Annotated in this window: 15 protein-coding genes; 9 read left to right on the plus strand and 6 right to left on the minus strand. The window is 59.6% G+C overall.

Annotation, left to right across the window (positions count from 1 at the left end):
* Window positions 1–702: 702 nt before the first annotated feature.
* Complete coding sequence (locus tag ACYJ11_RS15680; protein WP_461648468.1) at window positions 703–1,812, minus strand: guanosine monophosphate reductase; 1,110 nt, start codon at window positions 1,810–1,812, stop codon at window positions 703–705.
* A 328-nt stretch (window positions 1,813–2,140) separates the two neighbouring features.
* Here ACYJ11_RS15680 and ACYJ11_RS15685 point away from each other — a divergent pair, with 328 nt between their 5' ends.
* Complete coding sequence (locus ACYJ11_RS15685) at window positions 2,141–3,235, plus strand: ABC transporter substrate-binding protein (protein ID WP_461648720.1); 1,095 nt, start codon at window positions 2,141–2,143, stop codon at window positions 3,233–3,235.
* A 1,289-nt stretch (window positions 3,236–4,524) separates the two neighbouring features.
* Here ACYJ11_RS15685 and ACYJ11_RS15690 read toward each other — a convergent pair.
* On the minus strand, window positions 4,525–6,468 hold the full coding sequence (locus tag ACYJ11_RS15690; RefSeq protein ID WP_461648721.1) for a response regulator: 1,944 nt from the start codon (window positions 6,466–6,468) through the stop codon (window positions 4,525–4,527).
* A gap of 239 nt (window positions 6,469–6,707) precedes the next feature.
* Here ACYJ11_RS15690 and ACYJ11_RS15695 point away from each other — a divergent pair, with 239 nt between their 5' ends.
* On the plus strand, window positions 6,708–10,607 hold the full coding sequence (locus tag ACYJ11_RS15695) for a PAS domain S-box protein (RefSeq protein ID WP_461648469.1): 3,900 nt from the start codon (window positions 6,708–6,710) through the stop codon (window positions 10,605–10,607).
* Between the two features lie 64 nt (window positions 10,608–10,671).
* Here ACYJ11_RS15695 and gdhB read toward each other — a convergent pair whose 3' ends face one another.
* The 3 genes from gdhB to ACYJ11_RS15710 all read right to left on the minus strand — a co-directional run bounded on the left by gdhB (window position 10,672) and on the right by ACYJ11_RS15710 (window position 15,107).
* Window positions 10,672–11,967 (minus strand): glutamate dehydrogenase GdhB, encoded by a 1,296-nt coding sequence (gene gdhB / locus ACYJ11_RS15700; protein WP_461648470.1) that lies wholly within the window; start codon window positions 11,965–11,967, stop codon window positions 10,672–10,674.
* 2 nt (window positions 11,968–11,969) lie between these two features.
* On the minus strand, window positions 11,970–12,113 hold the full coding sequence (locus ACYJ11_RS15705) for a rubrerythrin-like domain-containing protein (protein ID WP_005533309.1): 144 nt from the start codon (window positions 12,111–12,113) through the stop codon (window positions 11,970–11,972).
* 126 nt (window positions 12,114–12,239) lie between these two features.
* Window positions 12,240–15,107, minus strand: coding sequence for a bacterio-opsin activator domain-containing protein (locus ACYJ11_RS15710; RefSeq protein WP_461648471.1), 2,868 nt, complete (start codon window positions 15,105–15,107; stop codon window positions 12,240–12,242).
* A 758-nt stretch (window positions 15,108–15,865) separates the two neighbouring features.
* Here ACYJ11_RS15710 and ACYJ11_RS15715 point away from each other — a divergent pair.
* From ACYJ11_RS15715 to ACYJ11_RS15740, 6 genes are all read left to right on the plus strand, one after another.
* Entirely contained in the window at window positions 15,866–17,119 is a 1,254-nt protein-coding gene (locus ACYJ11_RS15715) for a Glu/Leu/Phe/Val family dehydrogenase (RefSeq protein WP_461648472.1), read from the plus strand.
* A gap of 101 nt (window positions 17,120–17,220) precedes the next feature.
* Window positions 17,221–17,766 (plus strand): ribbon-helix-helix protein, CopG family, encoded by a 546-nt coding sequence (locus tag ACYJ11_RS15720; RefSeq protein ID WP_461648473.1) that lies wholly within the window; start codon window positions 17,221–17,223, stop codon window positions 17,764–17,766.
* 180 nt (window positions 17,767–17,946) lie between these two features.
* Entirely contained in the window at window positions 17,947–19,155 is a 1,209-nt protein-coding gene (locus ACYJ11_RS15725; RefSeq protein WP_461648474.1) for an Nramp family divalent metal transporter, read from the plus strand.
* Window positions 19,156–21,150 carry a hydantoinase/oxoprolinase family protein gene (locus ACYJ11_RS15730; RefSeq protein ID WP_461648475.1) on the plus strand — a complete coding sequence of 665 codons (1,995 nt, stop codon included), beginning with the start codon at window positions 19,156–19,158 and terminating at the stop codon, window positions 21,148–21,150.
* The gene (locus ACYJ11_RS15735) at window positions 21,147–22,775 is read left to right on the plus strand and encodes a hydantoinase B/oxoprolinase family protein (protein WP_461648476.1); all 1,629 of its coding nucleotides are present in this window, start codon (window positions 21,147–21,149) and stop codon (window positions 22,773–22,775) included. Before ACYJ11_RS15730 ends, ACYJ11_RS15735 begins: the two co-directional genes overlap by 4 nt.
* 102 nt (window positions 22,776–22,877) lie before the next feature.
* On the plus strand, window positions 22,878–23,867 hold the full coding sequence (locus tag ACYJ11_RS15740) for a DUF3592 domain-containing protein (RefSeq protein WP_461648477.1): 990 nt from the start codon (window positions 22,878–22,880) through the stop codon (window positions 23,865–23,867).
* A 46-nt stretch (window positions 23,868–23,913) separates the two neighbouring features.
* On the opposite strand, the gene ACYJ11_RS15745 is transcribed toward ACYJ11_RS15740, so the two are convergent.
* The gene (locus ACYJ11_RS15745) at window positions 23,914–24,474 is read right to left on the minus strand and encodes a PAS domain-containing protein (protein WP_461648478.1); all 561 of its coding nucleotides are present in this window, start codon (window positions 24,472–24,474) and stop codon (window positions 23,914–23,916) included.
* 128 nt (window positions 24,475–24,602) lie between these two features.
* On the opposite strand from ACYJ11_RS15745, the gene ACYJ11_RS15750 reads away from it, so the two are divergent.
* A complete protein-coding gene (locus ACYJ11_RS15750) occupies window positions 24,603–25,007 on the plus strand; it encodes a DUF4864 domain-containing protein (RefSeq protein ID WP_461648479.1) in 405 nt (134 codons plus the stop codon).
* Window positions 25,008–25,116: the final 109 nt, after the last annotated feature.

Raw genomic sequence — 25,116 nt, forward strand, 5'->3', positions numbered from 1 at the left:
TCGGTGCCTGATGAGCGTTTTAGGCACATCACTTACCCGTGTGGGTACTCAATTCGAAGCTACCCTACGTATCATGGTTCCCGGAGAGTCCCTGCCGCATCCGTCGGACGAACACGAGAGATATCCGCCAATTCACTGCGACGCATGTCGGTCTGCACTGCAATCTCCTGATGGTCTGCCGTCGTTCCTGCTTCTCGATCAGCTAACAGTTCCGATTGTAGGCTGTACTGATCACTTGACGCAGTTCAGGTCTGTTTGCGGGTACACGACTACAGCCACCGCTGAACTCCTAGACTACAGACCTGCTGGCGGCGTTAGCTGTCCGAGTTGTCACCTGGCGGTGCACAATCCACAGCAGCCAGTGATTCAGGTTCAGGATGGGGCTGTCGCTGTGCTCGCATGTCCAAAGCACCAGTCAGAGATTATCACCCGATTTCAGACGGGACTGGATACACAGCAACAGTTGACAGCGCAGTTCGACAAGTAGGCTATGAACTGGGGACCGGGTCGAGTATCGCTCACGGGATGAAAATTACTTCCCGAGAGATGCACCGATCACTGCTCGATTGTGCTGCCCCAGTATAGACAGAATCTCCGTCGTTGTTGGTGGTCCAGTTTTTGAACGCCCGACGGAATCTCTACCTCGCTGCGCTTATTGGCGCATCGTTATCGTTTCTATCCCGTTCAGTCGTTGATAGCAGTTTAGTCGTCGCTGTCGGCAGCCGCCTCAGTGCCGGCGTCGCGGACCTGGGTTGCCTCACTCTCTACGTTGACGCCTTCCCAGTCGTGGTCCGTGTGGAACCCCTCGCGCTCCTTTGCACTCTGAGCGACACGGATGAACTCCGCCTTGTCGCGGGCCGCAGCGATTGTATGCCCGCCACAGTAGGAGAGCCCGGAGCGGATGCCAGCACAGAACTCCTCGGCCACAGCAGTGACCGAGCCTTTGTACGGGGTCAGTGCCTCGACGCCTTCGTCGGCGCTGACGTTGTTCTGCTTGTCATCACGGTCCTCGGCCGCCGCAGTGGTCGCCATCCCTCGTGATTGCTTGTACCGCGTGCCATCGACTTCGACGACCGCCCCGGGTGCCTCCTCTGTGCCGGCAAAGAGGCTCCCGAGCATTACGGTATCTGCCCCGGCCATGAGGGCCTTCACCGCGTCACCGGACGTGCGAATCCCGCCATCCGCGCAGATAGTAACGTCCAGATCTTCGGCGGCCGTGGCACAGTCATCAACGGCGGTCAGCTGGGGGACGCCAGCACCCGCGACCTTCCGGGTGGTACAGTGGGACCCGGGTCCGATACCGACTTTGACACAGTCGGCCCCAGCGGCGGCGAGGTCTTCGACACCCGCGGGCGTCGCGACGTTGCCGGCGATGAGGTCGGTGTCGGGAAATTCTTCGGCGAGAGTTTCGACGGCATCGAGCGACCGGTCGAGGTGACCGTGGGCCACGTCGACGACAAGTGCATCAACACCGGCTGCAATCACGGCCGCGCTCCGTGCGACATAGTCCTCGTTGATACCGACTGCTGCGCCGATCTGTTCGCCCGCTTCTTTCACCTGCTCGACCTGCTCGGCCTGTTCCTCGGGCGTCAGGAACCGGTGTAGTACCCCGAACCCGCCAGACCGTCCAAGCTCGATTGCCAGTTCCGCCTCCGTAACGGTGTCCATCGCAGCGGAGACGAGCGGCGTGTCCAGTTCGATGGTCGGCGTAAGCGGCGTCGAGAGGTCGATGTCGCTCCGACTGTCAACCGGTGACCGCTTCGGGACGAGAAGCACGTCGCCATAACTCAATCCAGTACGTAACTCGTTCATACCCCGCTAACGGAACCCCTCCTAGCACAAAAGGATCTCGGATTAGAGATGCCCCGCTCGTCCCGGCAACCACGACTCGTTTCGCATGGCTGGGCTCCCTCATTTTTAGGGCCGGCTAAAAATCGAAGGGTATTTGTTATTTTAGGCTGGACTAAAATTCATGGCGGAGACTAATCAGGACGGAATGTGGTCGACGCGGAGAGAGTGTGTAAAGTACGGGACCGCGCTGCTGACCACTGGCTCGCTCGCAGGTTGTACTGGGCTTTCGAGTGGAGGTACCGAGTCGGATGAAACCCGGACACAGACTGACCGGTCCTATTCAGGGACGATGGCGCCGGTGGGCAACCTCAGACTTGAGTCGAGTCCGGAGACTATTGTCGGCGGGTGGGGGTTTGAGGAGGACATCCTGACTGCACTGGGGGAGGCCGACAAGCTCATCGCCGCCGAGGGCAACCAGTTCTGGTTCACCGGCTTCTACGACCAGCTTCCCGGCGTAGACGTCCCCGATCCCGAGTCGCTGGAGTTGGTCCGGACAGACGACTGGTCGCTCAGAACCGAGGTTCTCTATGAACTCGACCCGGACCTGTTCGCTACTGACCCGAACCGATTCATTTCGTACTACGGTGCTGACGGGGGCGATATCTCCGAAATCAACGATTCGATTGGGCCCTTCTTTGGGAACGCCAGCCGCCGCAAACGCGGCGACGACTGGCCCACCTGGCCCGGTGGTGAGTCCTACGCCTACTACGACATCCCCGAATTCGTCAGCAGATACGGAGCACTGCTCGGAAAGTCCGAGACAGCCGCTGCTATCAACACCCTCTACGAGCAGGCGCTACGGGAGATGCGGTCGCGCGTTCCACCGGCGTCCGATCGTCCGAGCGTCGGATTGCTCAACGCGCAAATAAACCCCGACAACGAGGGGTTCTTCCGTGCCTACAACCCCAGGACTGAGATCGACAAGGCATACGGGAAAAAACAGTACCGAGATCTCGGCATTGTCGACGCGTTCGAGGGCGAGTACGATGGCCAGTCCGGGATCCAGGTCGACTACGAGGCACTGCTGGAGGTCGATCCTGACGTGCTCGTGTTCCACTTCGGCGTCAATTACCGCGACTGGAACGGCGAGGATGCGCTCCGAAAGACAGTCGAAGGGATGCGGGACAGTTCGCTGGGGCAGGAACTCACCGCCGTTCAGGAGGATCGACTATACGTCGGCGGGTCAGCCTATCAGGGTCCGATCATCAATCTCTTCCAGACGGAGATGCTCGGAAAGCAGCTCTATCCCAACGAATTCGGTGAGTGGCCGGGCGAGATCACCGCTGGCGAACTTCCAGAGATTCCCGAGGGCGAACAGCTGTTCGACCGCGAGGAACTCGCAGATATCCTCACTAGAGCGAGCGAAGCTACTGACTCACAGTAACAGCAGTTCCCTCAGAAGCATGGTTGGAAAAGGTAGGTGTTGCGCTCCTGTAGGAAAGCGGATGACGGGTGGCGATGGGCACCGTGTGTGCCACCCACTGCAGTCAGAGGCACGGATGGGTTCTGGACCCGAGACATGGGGGGGGCGAGTAGGCGCAAAGTAGGAAAGGGCCCAAAGCGGGGACCAGAACCCATATAATCGTAATTCACCGTTCGACATATTTTTTGTGGTAACTCCTATCATAGTGGTAATTTCAGTGCAGTCATCACCGGAACGCACGGCTCCGCCAATCATCTAAAAGGATGGGACGTTGCTGTGGGGGTGGGAGAGATGGGGTGCAACGTACCATCGGAAGTCGTCGAAACCGACGACGGATTCCAGCCCGAAGCAATCGTGCGGGAGAATCCAGCGCGATTGGACAGGGCTCAGAACCCACCTAGCTCCGATAGGAGTGTATATAAAGTGCTTGTGATATCCCCTCGCCGTCTGTTGGTTTTGTCGCAAGCCACTCGTTTCTCGCTAGCGTTAGTCCCATCTGCTCACGTTCGGAGTACACCCGGATTCGAACAGCAAGAGAATGGTGGGCAGCCGGGGGGTAGCGTCCGCACCATTTGGAGTCAACATCCACGACAACGGGTTCCGGACCCGGACCGTTTGATGAACGTGATCGGATTCAATGAGGGCGGTGCGGGGACCAGAACCCTATGAAATGGAATGTACTTGGTGTAAAAAATCGTTGTGACGTTTTATCTCATTTTATTCGCTCTGCGATCACTGAGCTTCCGCAATCGCAGCATCGAGAGGTGGGCGATACCCCCACACAGCTAGGGAGGGCCATCACAACCACCGATAGCGACGGCGGTTGCTGGCTGTAGCGTTGCGGACGACCACAACACTGGCCTATTAGCGGAGACCACGCGACGGAAACTACCACTCATGCGTCGTGAAGTATAGATAGGACCCGGCTGGTACCCCGCTGTTAGTCGGGCTGGCGTTCGGAATCACTCACCGCCATCGACAAGCAAGTTCGTAAGCAACAGTAGTCGGCACTGTAATCGTAAGCACCACGAATATGATTTCCTCAACTGTGGGACCCGATTGAGTGATTGCGCTGTAGAATACTAGTGCACCGGTAGCAAGGACACCAACGACGGTCGCGACGTACTCGGGGTGTATCCATCTCTGTTGGAAGGGACTGGAAACCATATGTGAATTGACCGTTGCATCTGTGCTAACTCCTGTGGTTTTCCGAGTTCTTTGTATTGAACGGAGAGATTCAGAATAGTGGGTTATTCCACAGTTTCGAGACCCGTGATCTCGAATCGTGTCCCACCCATCGAACTCTCAGTTGCGCGAATGTCCCAGCCATGAGCGTCAGCGACTCGTTTGACGATGTTGAGGCCCAGACCAGTCCCTGATTCGGAAGTCGAATAGCCAGCCTCGAACACCTTTTCGCGGTCCTCGGCGGGGATTCCAGGGCCGTCGTCTTCGATGTAGAATCCGGGGGTGTCACCGAAGATACCGACGACAACAGTGACATCTAAGCCAGCGTGATCGATCGTGTTCCTGAACAGATTTTCGAGCAGATGCCGAAATTGATCGGTATCAGCTTTGACCAGTGGCTGAGTCTCGGCCTCGTAATCGCAGTATAGTTCGGCCTCGTCTGCAGGGTCAGACACGAGGTTCCACGCGGCCTCAGCCGCTGCGTCGATCGCAACAGGCTCCAGCGACCCGATCTCTTGGTGCTCCCGTGCTAGCCAGAGAAGGTCCTCTACAATCCGTTCCATCCGATCAGTCGCTGTTTCGATCACAGCCAGATGATCACTCGAATGTTCGGCCTGAACGAGTTCCAGCCGACCTTGGATAACGTTTAGCGGGTTCCGCAGGTCGTGGCTGACAGTAGCGGCAAACTGCTCTAGCTGTTCTTTTTGATCCTGCAGTTCCCGTTCACGTCTTATACGTTCGGATATGTCCCGACCGGTGCCGACAAGCCCTATGAGGTTACCGTCCTGATCGGTCAGGCGGTCGGCGGTGAACTCGTGGGGAGTACGCTTCCCCTCCGCAGTGAGAAAATCCGCTTCGATTGTCGATTGCCCAGTTGTGAGCGCCTCCTCGATCGCCTCCGCGACTGCGTCCTGTTCGTCTTCCGGAAAAAGAGTGACGGCGTCGAGATCCGCGATTTGCTCATCAGTGTATCCGGCCATCGTCGCGAATTGTTCGTTACAGCGCTGAATGTTGCCTTCAGAATCGAGGACGTAGAATATGTCGGCAAGTGAATCGAGTGCCTGATCGATAAACGTCCGCTCTGCGCGCAGTTCGTCCCGGATTTTCAGCGAGTGTATAGCGTGCGAGATGCTGTTCCCGAGTTCGCCGAGTAATGCCTGTTCGCCCTCAGCAAAGGCAAATGGACGGGACGAATAGACGCACAGGAGACCGTACAGAGTGTTATTGTATTCTAGCGGAACCGCAGCAGTGCTTCGATAACCGCGATCGAGTGCTTCCTCTCGCCAGATCTCGAATCCCGGGTCATCTTGAATATTCTGTACCGTAGCAATGCGTCGTTCCCGGACGGCCGTCCCCGCGGGACCCTGTCCTGTCCGGGAGTTATCTGCAGTGACGACGATAGTGTCGAGATACGCGTCCTCGACGCCGGCCCAGGTCTGTGGCTCGATTCGGTCTGTCTCGGAATCTCGCTCCCCTATCCAGGCGAACCGATAGGGCTCAGAGTCGCTAATGATCTCACAGACGCGAGTTTTGATTTCCGATAGCGAACTCGCTCGGATGAGCGCCTGATCGATGCTACTGACGAGCGCACGAACCCGCTCAAGTTCAGCAGCGCGCTGATTGGTTCGGTACTGTTCGACTGCGTTTTCAATGCGATTTGCGAGGAGTTCGTATCGTTCTGTTCCGTGTCCTTTCCGGAGATAATCAGTTGCACCGGCGGCAATAGCGTCGCTTGCGACCGCTTCGCTCCCCTCACCGGTGAAAAGGATGAACGGAAGATCAGGGTACTCTTCACGGACAGCTTTGAGAAGTTCGATGCCGTCTTTCTCGGGCATCCGATAGTCGCTGACAATACAGTCAACGGAGCGTTCATCAAGTCGGTCAAGCCCTTCAGCGGCACTCGCTGCAGGTACAACGTTGAGTTGGTCGGATTGCTGTGCAAGTATTTCCGAGGCTACATCTAAAAAATCCGGTTCATCATCAATATGAAGCACAACAATATTCGGCAGCTCTGACACAATATCGAATGTACCTATCTTCGAGCGATAAAGTTGCCGACCCAAGTATCAAATTATATACTTTGGTATTCGAATGGCGCCTCATGTGATTTGCAGTAAATGTATGATATAATTGGTTGAACACCTAACGCCGGAGTAATCGAGTAGCACAAAGCTAGCTGCCCCGGCAAAATATCATATATAAGAACCAGTACGGGTGATTCATAAAAGCTCGATACATAGCTATAGCAATGGTCTATGCAGGTGCCAAGACTCCCGATTCCATCCGTGTTCTGTATATAAACGACGATGGTGACTTTGCTGAGTTGGCGCAGACGAAACTCCTGAATATCTCAACTGTCTTTGACGTGACCGCTGTCGGGAGTATAGAGGCTGCTCTCGACTTGCTTGTAACTTCGACTATCGATTGTGTAGTCACATCGTACTCATTGCCGGATGGGACGGGAATTGATCTCCTAGATCGGCTACAAGCTGAACAATACGAAGTACCGACAATACTATTTACTGGTCGAGGGAGCGAGCGAATCGCGAGCGAAGCAACCAAGGCGGGCGTCTCCGATTACGTCCCGATCCATTCGGGCCAGAACAGTTTCGAGTTGCTGGCGAGTCGCATCCAAACGCTCACTGAGGCCGCTCGCAAACAAGCGGCCGCCGAGCGACTGTCCGACCGCTTCCAGCGAACGCTGGAGCGGGCAACTGACGCGATTTATGCCGTCGATAGCGAATGGCGCATCGAGTACATAAACGAGAAGATGGCAAAGCGTGTCGACCGCGACCCCGATGCTATCGTCGGGACGATCATCTGGGAAGAGTTTCCCTCGATAGTTGGAACGAAACTCGAAGAGAAATACCGAACCGCGATGGAGACCGGCGACCCGGTGTCGTTCGAACAGTACATTGGCGAACCCTTCGATTACTGGGTCGAAATACGAGCCTTTCCCGACGATGACGGTCTGACTGTCTTTTCACGAGAAACCACGGCGGAGCGGGAACGAGAACTGGAGTTAGAGCGCAGTGAAGCCATCCTCGAAAATATCCACGACGTTGTGTTCGTTCTCGATGACGAAGGGACAATCGAGTTCGCAAACACCGCTTCGAGACGACTGGTTACCGGAGACGGATCGACCAAGATAACGGGACAGCAACTGGAAACGGTCGTGGGAGATCGGATATCCGATTCCGATGCGGACCGGTTCACAGCGGCGGTCGAATCGACGGTCGACGATATCGAGACCGACGGTGGCGTTACGGGGTTGTACGATACTGACCTGCAACTCGATGTGACGACCGGTGGCGGCAAGCGGACGTTAGATGTCCGCGTCACACCGTTCCGGAGCAACAATGGCCGACAGGTGCTCGTCGTTGCCCGTGACATCACCGAACAGAGCATGGCGAAACGACAGTTAGAGCAGGAGCGAGATGCGCTTCGTGACCTCCAGAGCGTCATGGCAAGGGGCGATATCTCGGCCGAGACACGTCTCGAAGAATTGCTCGAACTTGGCTGTCGGACACTCGGGCTCGACATCGGAATCGTCTCACACGTTCAGGGCAATGATTACACGGTCAGGGCAGTACACGCCCCGGATACGGAAATCGAATCCGAGGACCAGTTCGACCTCGAATCGACGTACTGCGCGGAGGTGGTCGGGACAGATGCAGTCTGCTCGTTCGCAGATGCTGTCGCTGATGGCAAAGAAACCCACCCTGCGTATCGTGAGTTGGAGCTGGAATCGTATATCGGCGTGCCACTCATCGTCGATGGAGTCCGGTACGGAACGGTCAATTTTTCGAGTCCGACAACGCGAGTCGCGCCCTTCGGAGCGCTTGAGCAAACGTTCGTGAAGCTACTCTCGGAGCTTGTGAGCGCCGAAATATCTCGGATGCAGGAACAGACCGACCTCAAGCGCCAGGAGTTCCTGTTCGAGCGGGTGCAAGACATCGCAGATATCGGTGTGTGGGAGTATTTTCCATCGACGGACAGCCTCGACTGGTCTGGCGGCGTCCGTCGGATTCACGGGGTTGACGACGAGTACGAGCCGTCACTCGATGACGCACTTGGTTTTTATCACCCTGACGACAGGGAAGAGATTGCGCAGGCAGTCGAGCAGACGATTGCGGACCGAGAACCGTACGACATCGATCTCCGGATCGTTCGGACCGACGGCGACGTGCGCGACGTTCGGGCGTGGGGAGAACGCGTCGACGACCCACAGGACGATGAGCCCGTGCTTCGGGGGGTTTTTCAGGATATCACGGAGCGAAAAGCCCGGGAACGAGCACACCAGGAACTTGCCGAGGAGTACGAGGCACTACTCAACAGTTCCGGTGACGCCATATTCATGCTCGACGTCGATACGGCCGGTAACGAGCCAGCGTTCGAGTTTGCTCGACTCAGCCCCGGTTACGAGGCACAGACTGGACTCACAACCGACGAGGTTCGAGGACAACCACCACGGGAAATCTTCGGTGACGAACGTGGTGCCGAACTCGCGGCGAACTACACTCGTTGTTTCGAGGAGCGTGCGCCGATCTCGTATCGTGAAGAACTGGACATCGCTGACGATGCACGGTTCTGGGATACGAGCCTCGCACCAGTCATCCTCGAAGACGAAATCGTCCGGATCGTCGGCATCGCCCGCAACGTAACCGAACAGGTCGAGCGACAACGCAAACTCGAAACAACGAACCAGCGACTTGAATCACTCATCGAAGCGACACCACTCACTGTCATGGAAATGGACACGGACGGGACGGTTATCCGCTGGAACGATGGGGCCGAGAATATGTTCGGCTGGTCACGGGCGGAGGTGCTTGGCGAGGGCAATCCAATGGTCTCGGACGAGCAGCAGGCTGAATTTGAGTCCCACCGACAGCGCGTATTGAGCGGCGATCAAATCCGGGGCAAGGAAGTACAACGGAAGACGAAGGCCGGTGAGGAACTAGAGTTGCTCCTGTCGGCTGCACCAATCACCGCTCCCGACGGAGAGATAACGAGCGTACTGGCTGTTCTAGAGGATATCACTGAACAGAAGCAGTTAGAGTCGAAGCTCCGCTCACTGCAGGAAACAGCACAGCGGCTCAGTGGTGCACAGTCAAGTGCCGAAATCGGCGACATCGCTGTCGAGGCTGCCGTCGATATTCTCGGATTCGAGCTCACCGGTATCTGGGAGTATGCCGATCAAGCCGACGAGCTCGTCCCGCTGACGGCGAGTGCTGCCACGGGAGAACTGCTCGGTGAACTCCCGCAGTTGGAGTCCGGAGAGGCGCTTGCGTGGGAGGCATTCGAAACGTCGGAGGTGCGTCAATACGACGACCTCCAGTCCGAAGTGACACTCGGCAAGGCCGACGCACAACTCAGGAGTGGCCTGTTCGTGCCACTGGGCGAGTTTGGGCTGATCGGCGTCGGAACGACACAGGAACAAACGTTCTCTGAGACAGACGTGGACTTGTTCCAGATACTGGGTACGACTGTCGAGGCGGCATTCACACGGGCAAGCCGGGAAACTGAACTCCAGCGACAGAACGAGCGGCTCGATGAGTTTGCCAGTGTCGTGGCCCACGACCTCCGGAACCCGCTGTCCATCGCCATCGGGTTTCTCGACATCGTCGAAGAGACAGGCGACCTCAGTCACGTAGACCGGATCGAGGCGGCGCATGACCGCATGGAGCGGTTGATCGACGACCTCCTTACGCTAGCGCGCGGTGAGACCACAGTTACGGATACGAAACAGGTCGACCTCAAGACCGTGACGACAGAGGCCTGGGGATACGTCGACACCGCTGAAGCAACGCTGACAGTTGCTGACACGGTCCCGACAGTGGCTGGTGACGCCGGCCGGTTGACGCAGCTGTTCGAGAACCTCTTTAGAAACGCTATCGAACACGGTGGAGAAGATGTCACAGTAACCGTCGGGCAACTAGACGGCCGTGGCGGGTTCTACGTCGCGGACGACGGCGACGGGATTCCGCCGGGGAAGCGTGAGGAGGTACTGAAACACGGCGTGACATCTACCAAAGGGGGCACTGGCTTCGGACTCTCGATCGTGGCGGACATCGCCAAAGCACACGGCTGGACCGTCCGTGTGACGGAGAGCACTGCCGGCGGAGCACGGTTCGAGTTCCGCTACTGAGGGACGCGGCGGTCGCGGTTTCTCGGCACCGACAGTGACAGCGCTGGAACCGACAGAACCAGTCCTACGGCCAGAGCCCACGCGCTTCGTGGGCCTCCGCGATACGGGACAGGGCGACGATGTACGCCGCATCGCGCCACGTGATGTCGCGGTTTTCGAACTCCGTCCGGACTGCGTCCCAGGCCGCCCGCATCTCTTCGTCGAGTTCGTCGTTCACGCGCTCGAGTGACCACGACCGACGGTTGATATCCTGTAGCCACTCGAAGTAGCTCACCGTGACGCCGCCGGCGTTCGCCAAGATGTCCGGGATCACCATGATATCTCGGTCAGCGAGGATGGAGTCAGCAGTGGACGTGGTCGGTCCGTTCGCGCCTTCGACGACGTAATCCGCGGCGATGTCGTCCGCGTTAGCCTCGGTGATGACGTTCCCAAGTGCGGCCGGGATGAGGACGTCGACGTCCAGCGTCAACAGTTCGTCGTTCGAAATCACGGTGTCGGCGTACTCGGTGACCGCTTCCGGTTCCTCGTCGTGTGACGGCACTGTCGCCGTATCGATTCCGGCGGGGTCGTACATTGCCCCGTTCACGTCACTGATCGCGACGACAGTCGCGCCCCGTTCGTCGAGTAACCGTGCTGCGTTCGCGCCGACACTGCCGTAGCCCTGTACTGCGACCGTGGTCTCCGACAGTGGCTGGTCGTAGTACTCACAGACCAACTGTGTGATAATCGCGACGCTCCGACCGGGCGCGTCCTCGCGTCCCTTGCTCCCACCGACAATCGGCGGCTTCCCGGTGACGACACCCGGAATCGTCTCGCCTTCTTGCATGGAGTAGGCGTCCATCAGCCAGGCCATCGTCTGCGGGTCTGTTCCCATGTCCGGGGCGGGAATGTCCAGGTTCGGGCCGATGACCTTGCGGAGTTCCTGTGTAAACCGGCGGGTGAGCCGTTCTTTCTCGTCTCGGCTCAACGTTTTCGGGTTGACGGCGATACCCCCTTTTGCGCCGCCGAAAGGGAGGTCCATTACCGCGCATTTCCAGGTCATCCAGATCCCGAGTCCGACACATTCGTCCCTCGTCACATCGGGGTGATAGCGAAGCCCACCTTTGTACGGTCCTCTGACGCTATCGTGCTGGGCTCGATACCCGGTGAATACTTCGACTGTACCATCGTCCCGCTCAATCGGAACGGTGACTTCGTGGACGTTTCGCGGGTGGTTCAGTCGCTCGACGATGTTCGGGTCGATATCGAGGTGGTCCGCGGCTCGGTGGAGTTGTAGACGGGCTGTTTCGAGCGCTGATTCTGGCTCGGGCGGCGTCGACGAGTCTTCCGAAAGAGAAGCGGAGCTCAGTTCCGATCCCATCGTTATTCCAGCGGTGTCAGTCGATTGCGCATTTCACCGCCACAGTCCTGACAGTTCTCCGGTTGGCTCTCTGCAGTGATGACTTTGCCACACGCAAAGCACTCGTACGGTGTCTCCTCGTCGTGGTCTTGCTCGACATCTCTCATGTGTATTCACGAGTGGCGGTGTCCGACCGCCAGTACTCGATTAAGGAATAGAAGGACATCAAAGGAATATTCAGAGGTTAAACAAAGAAGTAGGAGTGTCTTGGGTTGTTTATTATTAAACCCCATTCACGACTCTAGGCCCGAGACGCTCCGATCTTCGAACAGTGTAGTGAACAGCTTCCGCTGGACAGTCCGGACATGCTGGTAAAACGCCGGCGGAGAGATTTCAAGCATCGCTGCGATGTCCTCACCGGACTTCGTACGCGGTGACTCGAAGTAGCCGCTGTAGTAGGCGGTTTGAATCACTTCGAGCTGGCGCTCCGTGAGGTCCGTGAGGAACTCCGAACTGCGGTCCTGCTCGAGGCCCCGTTCGAGCGTCTCTTTGCGCTTGAGTTCGACGCCGGAGAAGGTGCTGTCGACCAACTGTGCGATGTTTCGAACGTCGACGCTCTGTGGCACATCGACGACGAGTGTCGTCCCGTCCGGGTCCGCAGTCGCTGCCCGGAAGATAGCACCGTGGTCGGCCAGTTCTAAGGCGAGGAACGGCTGTGACAACTCCAGCCGCAGAACGCCACTCCCGGCGTCGTCGTCACTGATCTGTGTCACGTCGTCAATCGACGTCATGTCCGCCGCAGCCGCCGCAACCGTTTGCACGTCAGCGTCTTCGACCGTGACGAACACGCTGTTACCAGCCGGTGCGTGCTGGATGCCACCCTCGTAGGAGAGGGAACATCCCGCCGACCGGGCGAGTCTCGATAGAAGGAATCGCTCGTCATCGATGTCGAACTCGACGCGAGTCACCGATGTCGTGAGCAGCGCGTGTTTTCGTTCGATGGCACTGAGCGCCGAGGCGATCGTCTCGCCGAGTTCGCGCAACACTGTGCGCGTTGTCTCGTCGAACGCGTCTTTCGTGTCCGCGTAGATGGTGAGGACCCCGTGCCTGAGATCGTTGTACACCAGCGGGATGCTCAACACCGAGAGGAAATCACGGGTGAGCGCGTCAGAACGCCACGGCGCGTTTCGGAGGTCGGCGGCGACGTTAGGGATCATCGTCACGTCGCCGGTCGCAGCCGTCTGGCCCCCGGGCTCGGTCTCGGAATCCGCGACGGCGATTGACTGACTGTCGAGATACCCCTGTTCGTTGCCGGCCCACGCTCGCGGTTCGACGGTAGTACCGCCCGGGTCGACGCTCCCGATCCACGCGAACTTGAATCGGTCCGTATCAGTCAGCCGTTCACAGACAGTGTGGTTGATCTCTTCCTGTGTTTCGGCGCTGACGATCGTCTGATCTATTTCCCGAATCGTGTTGTTGATGTGGTTCAGGGCGGTCAATTGCTCGTTTTGCCGCTGGAGTTCGCGGTCCTGTTCCCGGAGCTGAGATTCTCGGGCGACCCGGTCGAGAGCAGCCTCGGCGGTCGCTGCGAGCAGGTCGGTGAGTTCCTGCGTCACGTCGTCGAACACCCCGACGGCTGTCGAGCCGCTGACGAACACGCCGTGGTTGCCCAGCGGAATGAACATGACGCTACGGAGGTCGGTCGCCCGGTTTTCCAGCCGGTCCGACGTGTGGACGTCGTCGAACACGAGTGTCTCGTCGTTGACGAAGCTGTGGCTCGGAAGCGTGTCGTCGTTCGTGCGGACGGCCGGAAGTGGCCCATGGTGTTCGGTCATCGCCTGTGACTGTGCGACAGGCTGGAGTTCGTTCGTCTCAGCGTCGTGCAGATAGATGGCGTTCGCGGAGACATCGAACACACTGAGCACGTCATCAACGATGTGCTGAGCGATCTCCTGATTGGTCTCTGTGTAGAGGAACTTCCGTGCGGTTTCCTGCAGCGTCGCCAGCGCTTCCTCGCGCTGTTTCCGTTTCGTGATATCCCGGCAGCTGTACAGCAGCGTCCCGCCCTGAATCGCGACTTCGCGGACGTTGACCAGCAGTGTATGCTCGTGGCCCGCTTTGTCAGTGACGGTACACTCGATGTTCTTGAGAACGCCCTTCTCTGCGAGTTCCGCACGGTCGAACAGGTCCTCGCCGAGGAGTGTGTCGATCGTTTCCTGCCCGCGGATCTCGTCGTCGGTGTAGCCGAAAATGAAGTGGACGTTCGGACAGACGTAGGTGTATTCCCCGTCCTCGTTCGTGATGAGGACGGTGTCGGTCATATTGCTGAGCGTGACCCGGTGGAGTTCCTCGGACTGGCGGAGGTCACGGTCGAGGGTGACCTGCTCCGTGATGTCTATCCCTTCGATTACAATCGAGGTGACGTCGCCGAAGTCGTTCCGGACCGGACGAACTGAAAGCTCGATAACGCGGTCCGTGGCTGTGGTCGGCCGGTGGACGACCGCGTTACCGAACTGCCCGTCGCGTGCGGCCTCTACGAGTTTCCGGATATCGCGTTCTGTCGCCTCGGACTGGGACCAGCACGGCAGCGTCCAGAACAGGTCACCGATGACCGCGTCCACGGCCTCGGCGATCATCGCCTGGCCCGTCTGATTCACACGGGCGAGCGAGCCATCCGGGTCGAGGACCCACGTGGCCGTCTGTGTATCCTGAAAGACGGCGTCGAACTGCCGTGCCCGTTCGCGCTGCGTGATCGCTCGCTGAGCGGACTGGAGTGTCTGCTCGGTTCGCTCGATTAGGTCGTCTATCCGCAGGCCGTCTGTGCCTGACAGGGGAACGTAGTCGGAAACGCCGGCCTGAATTGCCTCGCTCGCCAGGGCTTCACTTCCGTCCGTAGTCCCGAGGACGACGGGGAGGTCCGAAGCCACGTCCCGGAGCTGTCGGACCAGTTCGATGCCACTCTCATCGTCGAGTGTCTCTCCCGTGACGAGACAGTCGACCGACTGCTGCCGAACGGTATCCAGGGCGTCCGCTGTCGTCGTAGCGGTGTGGATAGTGGCCTCGGTACTCGCGCTGAGAGCAGCTGAGAGCGGCTGGCTCCAGTTTGTAGAACCGACAACGAGAACCTGCGCTGTGTCGAGTGGACTCCCGGCGTCGCTCATCTGATTCTCCCGGTCACAAACCGATCACTGAGGTCACTAGCGCGATACGTGGCTACTCGTGCGAGTTCTCGCCACCGGTTGGGGAAGGGGTGCTTCAGTTGCCGCGTTTTGGATGGAGGGTTCAATAGTAAACACCTGGTGTCCGGAGGGCTTCGTTGCTAAACAATTTAGTATTTCCTCATTCCCGTGGTCGTTTCGATAGAGTGCCATCGGTCGACGGCCGGTACTCGCGAAGACACATGACGGACATCACACAGACGCCGACACGGTCGGTCCCTGCCTGTCGTTCAGGCGGTCGCGAGCGAATAGCTCCTGCCGATTCAGCCCAGCCATGATGGACGTACAACGTCGCTTGACGGAGAAGAGAGCTACCAGGCGCGTCGAAGCGCCGACGTCGGTGCCACTGTTCCGATCCGTGACGCGGGTCTGGCATTTCCCCAGCGGCGACGTCCTGCTCGAACGTGCAGAGCATCGTGACTGTCTGATCCCGGACGTCGACCGGGTCGACGTTCCAGTACGTGGAACGGAACAGATTGCGGACGCTGTGGCACTCAATACGGATACCACTGTTCGGGTGACAGATTTTTCAGGAAACACAGTAGTGACAAAATTTGATAAGAACAGGAAGATAGGCTGAATGTTTCTGACCCGAATGCCGCTGTGAGCTCCCTTTGATAGCCCCCGCTATATCGAATAATATAGTAATTTTACTGGTAGAAATGGGTAGCTTTTGGTATCTCTATGAATCCCGTGGATACATGTCTGATGTAAATCCGTACCAGAGTCTACAGACACAGATCGATGCAGCAGCACAATATTTAGACATTTCAGCGGGACAGCTGGAACGGCTGAAAACGCCCGAGCGGATACTGGAAACGAACCTGTCTGTTGAGATGGACGATGGGTCGGTCGAGGTGTTCCGTGCATACCGGTCCCAGTTCAATGGTGATCGCGGCCCGTACAAGGGCGGGATCCGCTATCATCCGCAGGTGGACCGGGACGAGGTCAAGGCGCTCTCCGGCTGGATGGTCTACAAGACGGCGACGGGCGATATCCCACTCGGCGGTGGAAAAGGCGGCATCGTCATCGACCCGAGCAACTATTCGGAGAGCGAACTCGAACGGGTCACCCGCTCGTTCGCGAAGGAGCTGACGCCACTGATTGGGGCCGACCGCGACGTGCCTGCACCTGACGTCAACACGGGCCAGCGCGAGATGAACTGGATCAAGGACACCTACGAGACACTCGAAAACACGACCGAGCCCGGCGTCATCACCGGAAAGGACCTCGCAAGCGGTGGCAGCGAAGGTCGCGTCGAAGCGACCGGGCGTTCGACGGTCGTCGCAGCGCGTGAAGCCTTCGAGTATCTCGACAAAGAGATTGAAGGCGCAACTGTCGCGGTCCAAGGCTACGGGAACGCCGGCTGGATCGCAGCGAAACTCCTTCACGAGATGGGTGCAAACGTCGTCGCCGTGTCCGATTCGAGCGGGGCTGTCTACAGCGACGAATCGTTCGACCCCGTCGCAGTCAAGGACTACAAACGCGAAACCGGGAGCGTCGTCGGATATCCCGACACAGCGAAGGAACTCACGAACGATGAACTGCTCACCCTCGACGTCGACCTGTTGATTCCGGCCGCACTCGAGAACGCCATCGACGAGTCCCTAGCACATGATATCGCTGCCGACGTCATCTCCGAGGCCGCGAACGGCCCGATCACTCCCGCAGCGGACGACGTTCTCAGCGACCGCGAGACGCTGGTTGTCCCGGACATTCTCGCGAACGCGGGTGGCGTCATCGTATCGTACTTCGAGTGGGTCCAGAACAGACAGCGCTTCTACTGGTCCGAAGAGCGAGTGAACGAGGAACTGGATTCGATTATCGTGGAGCAGTTCGGGAACCTCGTTGATGCTTACGAGGAGCGAAACCTCCCGTCGCTCCGGACCGCCGCGTACGTCGTCGCACTCCAGCGGGTCATGAACGCCGGCGAGCAGCGCGGCACCTGGCCGTAACGGGTTCGGACCACATCTGGCTGCCGTTCTCGCTGCCGTGTTTTCGAGCCCTCTGTCACCAAACGACACGATATTAAGGCCATCCAGTGACGAGGAACACTATGCCAACCGACCGCGTCACCGTCTCTCTCGACGAGGAGACCAAGGAGACGTTAGAGAGTCTGACCGACCGGACTGGGGAAAGTCAAAGCCAGCTGATCCGCGAGGCGATCGCGTTCTACGCGGCAAACTTCGACTCAGCCCACGCGAGCGACAGCGACCACCTCCAGACGTACTACGAGATGCTCTCGACGGGCGAGCACGTCCTGCTGGACATCGACCTCCTGCACGCACTCCTGAGCCAGTTTCCCGACCCGGAGGAGCGGGACGAGGAGATTCTCGAAATGATCGATCAGGTGGCACAGTACCACGCGCAGGAGTACGCCGAGCGCTTCGATTCACTCGAAGACGTGCTCGAATGGCTCTCTCTCTGTGGGTTCCTGACCGTTCGACGCGACGAAAAGGGGAGTTTCCACGTGGTGTTTCCATCCGAGTCGGTGCGGTGGCTGATGATCCGGTTCATCCACGGTAGCATTACCGACCTCCCGTTCGAAATCGAGATCGAAGAGAGCGTATCGAAAGTACTGTTGAAGGAACGACAGCCGTGAATACCCCCGCCCGGGACGCAAATCGACTCGAACCAGAGGGTTGGATATTTCTTACCAGTTCATACACTTGGTGAAACAGATGTAGGATTCATACGACCGATGTTCCGGCCACACACAGGTCTTAACAATGTTTTTCAGTACCTGCTGGGACCGTGACAGTGGATATCAAAGCTAACAATCATGAGCATTACAGAACGACTCAAAGCCGTCGGTCCGGGTGCGATGGTCGCCGCCGCGTTCATCGGGCCTGGCACGGTCACGACTGCGAGCGTCACCGGTGCGGAGTTTGGTTACGCGCTACTGTGGACGATGGTCTTCTCGATCGTTGCCACGATTGTTCTTCAGGAGATGAGTGCGCGGCTGGGCCTTGTTTCGGGAGAGGGACTCGGCGAAGCACTTCGGGAGCGGTTCGACAATCAGGTCGTCGAGTACGTGAGTATATTTCTCGTTGTCGGCGCGATTGGCGTGGGGACCGCCGCCTACGAGGCCGGGAACATCCTCGGGGGTGCCGCGGGGCTTGCCACGATCACGGGTATCGATTCGACGGTCTGGGGCGTCGTGATGGGACTCGTGGCTGGACTCCTGCTCTACACCGGGCGCTACAAGCTGATCGAACGAGCGCTCATTGGGCTGGTCGCCGTGATGGCGTTCTCGTTCGTGGCGTCGGCGGTCCTCATCGGTCCCGACCCCAGTGCGATTGCGATGGGGTTCGTCCCCGGTATCCCCTCGGGGTCGCTGTACCTCATCACCGGCCTCATCGGAACGACAATCGTGGGGTACAACCTGTTCCTGCACGCGAGTAACGTCCAAGAGCGGTGGAGCGGTCCCGACGATATCGGCCACTCCCGCATCGACACGGTGCTCTCGATCATCGCAGGCGGCGTCATCACGATTACGATCATGGTGACTGCGGCCGCAGCATTCGAGCCCGGAACGCAGATCAGCGATATCGGGCGGATGGCCGAACAGCTCCGGCCCATTGCCGGGCCGTACGCCGAACTGTTCTTCAGTATCGGCATCTTCGCCGCCGGGTTCACGAGCGCGACGACAGCACCGCTCGCGGGCGCGTGGGCGACCACAGGTGCACTCGGCTGGGATTCAGATATGCAGAGTACACAGTTCCGTGCCGTCTGGGGGACCATCCTCGGTGTCGGGGTTCTCTCGGTGTTGCTGGGCGGCAGTCCCGTCCAGATCATTGTGTTCGCACAGGTGGTCAACGGGATTTTATTGCCGATCGTCGCGGTATTCCTGATATACGCGATGAACCAGCGGGACCTCCTCGGCGAGTACACGAACGGGTCGATAGCGAACGCCCTCGGCGTGATCGTGACGCTCATCGTCGTGTGGCTCGGGGTTCGGACCCTGCTCAGCGTCGCGGGGGTGCTGTAGATGGGAGATCGGCGGATCGGTGTCGACGTCGGCGGCACCTTCACCGACGTGACGCTGTCGCTCGACGGCGAACTCGTTACCGCGAAAGTCCCGAGTACCGAAGACCAGAGCGAGGGCGTCATTGCCGGGATCGAGAAGGCCTGCGAAGCGGCCGACATCGATCCTGAGATGATAAGCGAGTTCTCCCATGCGATGACTGTCTCAGTCAACGCGCTCCTCGAAGAGGACGGCGCAAAGACCGCACTCGTCACGACCGACGGGTTCCGGGACGTTCTGGAGATCGGTCGGCAGGACCGCCCGTCGTTGTACGATCTGTCGGCCGAAAAGCCGACACCGTTGGTTCCCCGCCGCCGCCGCTTCGAAGTGTCCGAACGGACGACCACCGACGGTATCGAACAGCCCGTCGACGAGGACGAAGTCCGGGCAATCGCCGAGCAGTTACGCGGGATGGATGTCGAGTCCGTCGCCGTCTCGCTCCTGCACGCGTACGCACACCCCGAAAATGAAACACGCGTCGCAGACATCCTGCGGGACGAACTCGACGTGCCCGTCTCGGCCTCGCACGAAGTCCTCGCCGAGTTCCGCGAGTACGAACGAACGTCGACAACGGCCGTCGACGCGTACGTCCGGCCGGCGATTGACCACTACGTCAGCCGTCTGACCGACCGTGCGCGGGACCTCGGGATTCCACAGCCCCGAATTATGCAGGCGAACGGCGGCATCACCGACGCCGACACTGTCAGGCGGAACGCTGTGACGACCGTCCTCTCTGGCCCTGCTGCTGGCGTCGTTGGGGCAGGGTCGATGGCGGCTGACGAACAGGACGGGCTCGTTACGTTCGATATGGGTGGGACATCTAGCGACGTGAGCCTCGTCCGCGATGGCGAAGCCGAACGGACGACGGAGGGCGTCATCAACGAGCGCCCGATCAAGACGCCGATGGTCGACGTCGAAACAGTCGGCGCGGGTGGCGGGTCCATTGCCTGGGTTGACGCCGGAGGCGCACTCCGTATCGGACCGCGCTCCGCCGGAGCGAACCCGGGCCCCGCCTGCTACGGGAAGGGCGGGACTCAGCCGACCGTCACCGACGCGAACCTCGTGCTGGGTTATATCGGCGCAAGTACCAGTCTGGGCGGTGAACTCTCGCTCGATGCGGATGCCGCCTACGACGCGCTTTCGGATCTCGCCGACGAGGCGGGGCTCGATGGGCCCCTAGAAGCCGCCCGTGGCGTCTACCGCGTCGCGAACGCGAACATGACCAGAGCCATTCGCTCCGTGACCGTCGAGCGCGGCTACGACCCGCGGAAGTTCGGGCTCGCCGCGTTCGGGGGGGCCGGGCCGATGCACGCGGCATCCATCGCGGATAGCCTTGATATCGACCGGGTGGTGATTCCGCGCGCCTCAGGCGTGCTGTCGGCATATGGCCTCCTCGCAGCCGACGAGAAGCGCGACGCGGTACGGACGTATCAGCGGTCGCTCGATGCGGTCGATCCCGACGATGTCGAGGCCGTCTACGAGGAGTTGGCCGAAGAACTACTGACGGAGGTGAGCGACCGCGAAACGGCGACAGTGCGTTGCTCTGCCGACCTCCGGTACGCCGGCCAGAGCTTCGAACTCACCGTGGACGTCGACCGGCCGTTCGACACCGCGGACGCCCGCGAGCGGTTCGCCACAGCCCACGAGTCCGCATACGGCTACCGAGCGGACGAGTCGGTCGAACTGGTGAACTGTCGCGTGACAACGACCGTCGAACGGACTGCACCGCCAGTCGAGTACACTGCCGCTGGCGACCCACACAAGGGGTCCCGTGAGGCGGTGTTCGCCGACGCCGTTCAGGAGACGCCGGTCTACGAGCGATCGAAACTGCCACCACAGGGCGGAATCGACGGGCCAGCCATTGTCGAGGGCGATGAGAGCACAATCGTCATCCCACCGGCCTGGAACGTCCAGGTGCGCGATGACGGAACACTGACAGCAGCGGTGAGCGACACATGAACGACGAAGCCACGACACCGACTGACGAACAGGAGACGATCGACCCAGTGACGCTGGAAATCCTCAGGAACCAGCTAGAAAGCGTTGCAACCGAGATGGGCCACGTTCTCATCCGCGGAGCGTACTCCCCGAACATCAAGGAGCGACAGGACTGTTCGACAGCGCTCTTCGACGCGTCAGGTCGGATGATCGCACAGGCAGAACACATCCCGGTCCACCTCGGCGCGATGCCCGACGCGGTGGATATCGTCCTGCAGAAGGACCCGAAGCCAGGCGACGTGTTCATCGTCAACGACCCGTTTGCCGGCGGGACGCACCTCCCGGACATCACGCTGGTCTCGACGATCGCACCAAACGACGAGGTGATTGGATACGCCGTCTCGCGGGCACATCACGCCGACGTTGGCGGGAGTTCGCCGGGGAGTATGCCACCGGGTGCAAAGGAGATTTACGAGGAGGGGCTCCGCCTGCCCGCCGTTCGGCTCGTCGACGGCGGCGAACCCAACGAGGCGGTCCACGACCTCATCCGTGCCAACGTCCGGACACCGGACGAGCGCGAGGCGGATCTCCGGGCCCAGCGCGCCGCAAACGAACGAGCAGAGGAACGCATCGGTGAACTCCTCAAAGAACACGGGCCGACCCTGCTCGATGCGTTCGATGCTGTCATCGAGTACTCCCGCGAGCGGGTCGAGGCTGAACTCGACGCGCTCCCGGACGGAACGTATCGAGCGCAGGATATCCTCGAAGGCGACGGCGTGACTGATGCCGATATCCCGATCGAGGTGGCCGTCACCATCGATGGAGCCTCGATCACTGTCGACTTCGCCGGGACAGCTGATCAGGTGGCGGGCAACCTGAACGCGCCGCTCTCAGTCGCGAAGAGCGCGGTCTACTTCGTCGTCCGGGCGATCACCGACCCGGAGATTCCGCCGAACCACGGCTGTTACGAACCCGTGTCTGTGTCCGCGCCTGAAGGGTCAGTGCTCAACCCGGACGCGCCGGCCGCAGTCGTCGGTGGCAACGTCGAGACGAGCCAGCGCGTCATGGATGTCACGCTGGCGGCGCTCGCCACGGCAGTCCCCGACCGGGTTCCCGCCGGTGGACAGGGAACGATGAACAACCTCATCATCGGCGACCGAACTGGTGAGTTTACCTACTACGAAACTATCGGCGGCGGGTTCGGAGCCCGACCCGGGAAAGACGGCATGGATGGCGTACAGGTCGGAATGACGAACACGCTCAACACGCCCGTCGAAGCGATGGAGACCGAGTATCCGCTCCGGGTCGAACGGTACGCACTACGTCCATCAAGCGGCGGCGACGGCCAATACCGCGGCGGGCTGGGGCTCGAACGCACCGTCACCGTCGAGACAGATGCCACCGTGTCCCTCCTGACGGAGCGGCGGCGGACGGCTCCTGCTGGAATCGATGGTGGCGAGGACGGTGCGACGGGGGAGAATCTGGTCGACGGCGAGCCGGTTCCCGCGAAGGCTTCCGTGGATGTCGAAGCTGGATCGACCGTCTCCGTCCGAACGCCCGGTGGCGGCGGACACGGCGATCCGGCAGAGCGGGACCCGGAAGCGAGAAAGCGTGACCGACGTGACGGAAAGGTCGACGACCGATAGCGTATTGATTCGGTCGCTCTCAGATAGAAGCCGGCCGGCCCGTGAAGTGTTTTGTTTCGAGCGCTACGCTCATACGAGCGGGACACAATACTGTCTTTTGACATGAAGGTCCCGCTCGGAATCACGACCCTCCACCTTTCACGGAAGAGCGCGCTGTTGCTGCTCCTTGCCGCTGGTCTTCTCGGGTTCGGCGGGTACGACTACGTCCAGCAGTCCCAGGCGGTCAACAACGCCGTGGCCGTCCAGGCAACCATCACCGACGCTCGTGTCGACCGACTGGACGGCGGTCGGGGGATCGACTACGAACCGGAGATTCACTACACGTACCGGTATCAGGGGGAAACGTACACCAGCGAACAGGTGTTCCCGAGCACAGGCATCCGGACATACTCCGACCGGTCCAAAGCGGAGTCGGTAGTCGAGTCATACGAGTCTGGAACAACGACCCGCGCGTACGCCTCACCAGCCGACCCGGACGACGCGTTCCTGATTCGGGAGCGGACACCGTTCCCACTGCGCGCCATCGCCGTCGGCGGCGTTCTCTCTGTGATCGGTGTGCTAGCTGGACTGGGGGCTGAGAACCCGGGCAAACAGGAACTACGCCCTGCGAGTGAGAGACAGCCAGCGCCTCGCAAGTCATGGGTTGCCCGTCACGGAGCGACTATTCACCGGCTATCGAAACAGCTTCTCGGTATCTGTTTCGCCGGGTTCTGGCTCTCGATGGTCGTCTTAGTTTTCGGCCTGTTGAATACTGGTGGATTTGGAGGGGCACCGCAGGGGATACAGGCAGAACTTCTGGGTCCGGTCGGACTCCCCCTGATCGCAGCGTTCTGCTTCTGGGTCGGGATGATCCTCTCGCTGTGTCTGTACAGCATCTGGTCGTTCACCGAGTACCGGCAGCTCCGGCAGCGACTGCCTGCCCCAAAACCACCGAGTCCGTTCAGGCATCCGAGTCAACTCGTCACGATACTCGGAACCGAAGACGGCAGTTTGAGCGAGTACGGAAAACGTGTCCGGCTAACCGGATGGGCGTTGCTGATTGCTACCGGGATGACAACGGCATTGGCGTATTTACTCTATACTGCAGGCTGACTGGGTACCCGTGATGGGACGTATCGTTCTGTAGTGCTACCGATAGTTAGTCGTCTGTTGTGTCGATGGCTTTCTGCACCCCGAGCCAGTTCGTGATGGAGCCGTCAGGACCGGTGAGTGGCACTATCGTCACCCGGTTTCTGAAGCGTGTGCCGTCCGCGCGATAGTTCCATAGTTCGACGGTCCGCTGTTCCCAGATATCGATCCCCTCCTGAAGCGTGGCGACCGCCTCGGGGTCTGTTGCTGGTCCCTGCAGCAATCGAAGGTTCTCGCCGTGAAGCGCGGCTACCGAGTACCCAGTCATCTCCTGGAACGTCTGTGTCGCATATCGGACTGGATTGTCCTGATACGCCGGACCAGTGAGCGTCAGGCCCACCGGCACCGTTCCGAGTCGAACCATTCTGGCGATCAGGTCTCGCTCAAACGCCGTTACAGAGTCGGGCTCGAACCCATCGAGGTCCTGAAGGATAGCGGCCGGTGACTCGTCAGCGGGTTCCGGGTCAACACTCCGGAGTTGATGTGTTTCGACGAGGTCCGGTAGCCGCCGGCGAAACTGCTTCTCGTCAAGCAGCATTGTTTCGATAACTGCGTCCCTGAGTGTGGCCATGTTCGTGGTGGACTGTTCTAGTTATCGGTACCACAAACTCCCGTCGGTGTCCTGCGCGGACCTGCTCAGACGTGCCATTCATGCTGATACAGCACCTGTTACAGACACGCGCTCGTCCCACGATGCCAATGTCTGAACGTGAGTACCCGGTGGCCGGCCTTCCGACACCCAGCGAGACGTACAGCCCCGGTGACGCCGTCGCCCTCCAGCTTGACGCGCTGGAAACGAACGACGACCCGTTTGAGAACGCGGGTATCATGACGGCATACAACTTCGCTTCCCCCGCCAACCGCCGCTCTACTGGCCCGCTTGACCGATTCATAGCCATGGTCCAGTCACCACAGTACCGTCCCATGATCGACTTCGAGGAGGCCGTGAGAGGGCCTGTCGAGCAAGACGAGAACTACGCTGAGCAGCGGGTAACGATTACCGGGCCAAATGGACGGACAACCACGTACGAGTTCGGTCTGTCAGTACAGTCCGTCGGTGAGTTCCGTGGATGCTGGCAAACCGACCGTGTTGTCGTGGTCTAAACGGGGTAGGGCAACTGAATCAGTGATCTATAACGTATGGTGGGCTAGATTGCAATAGTTACTGCCAGTTCCGCCCCCCCCAAGTACGACCGTCAGGTATCTCATCCGT

The sequence above is a fragment of the Haloarcula sp. H-GB5 genome (genome assembly GCF_054850705.1).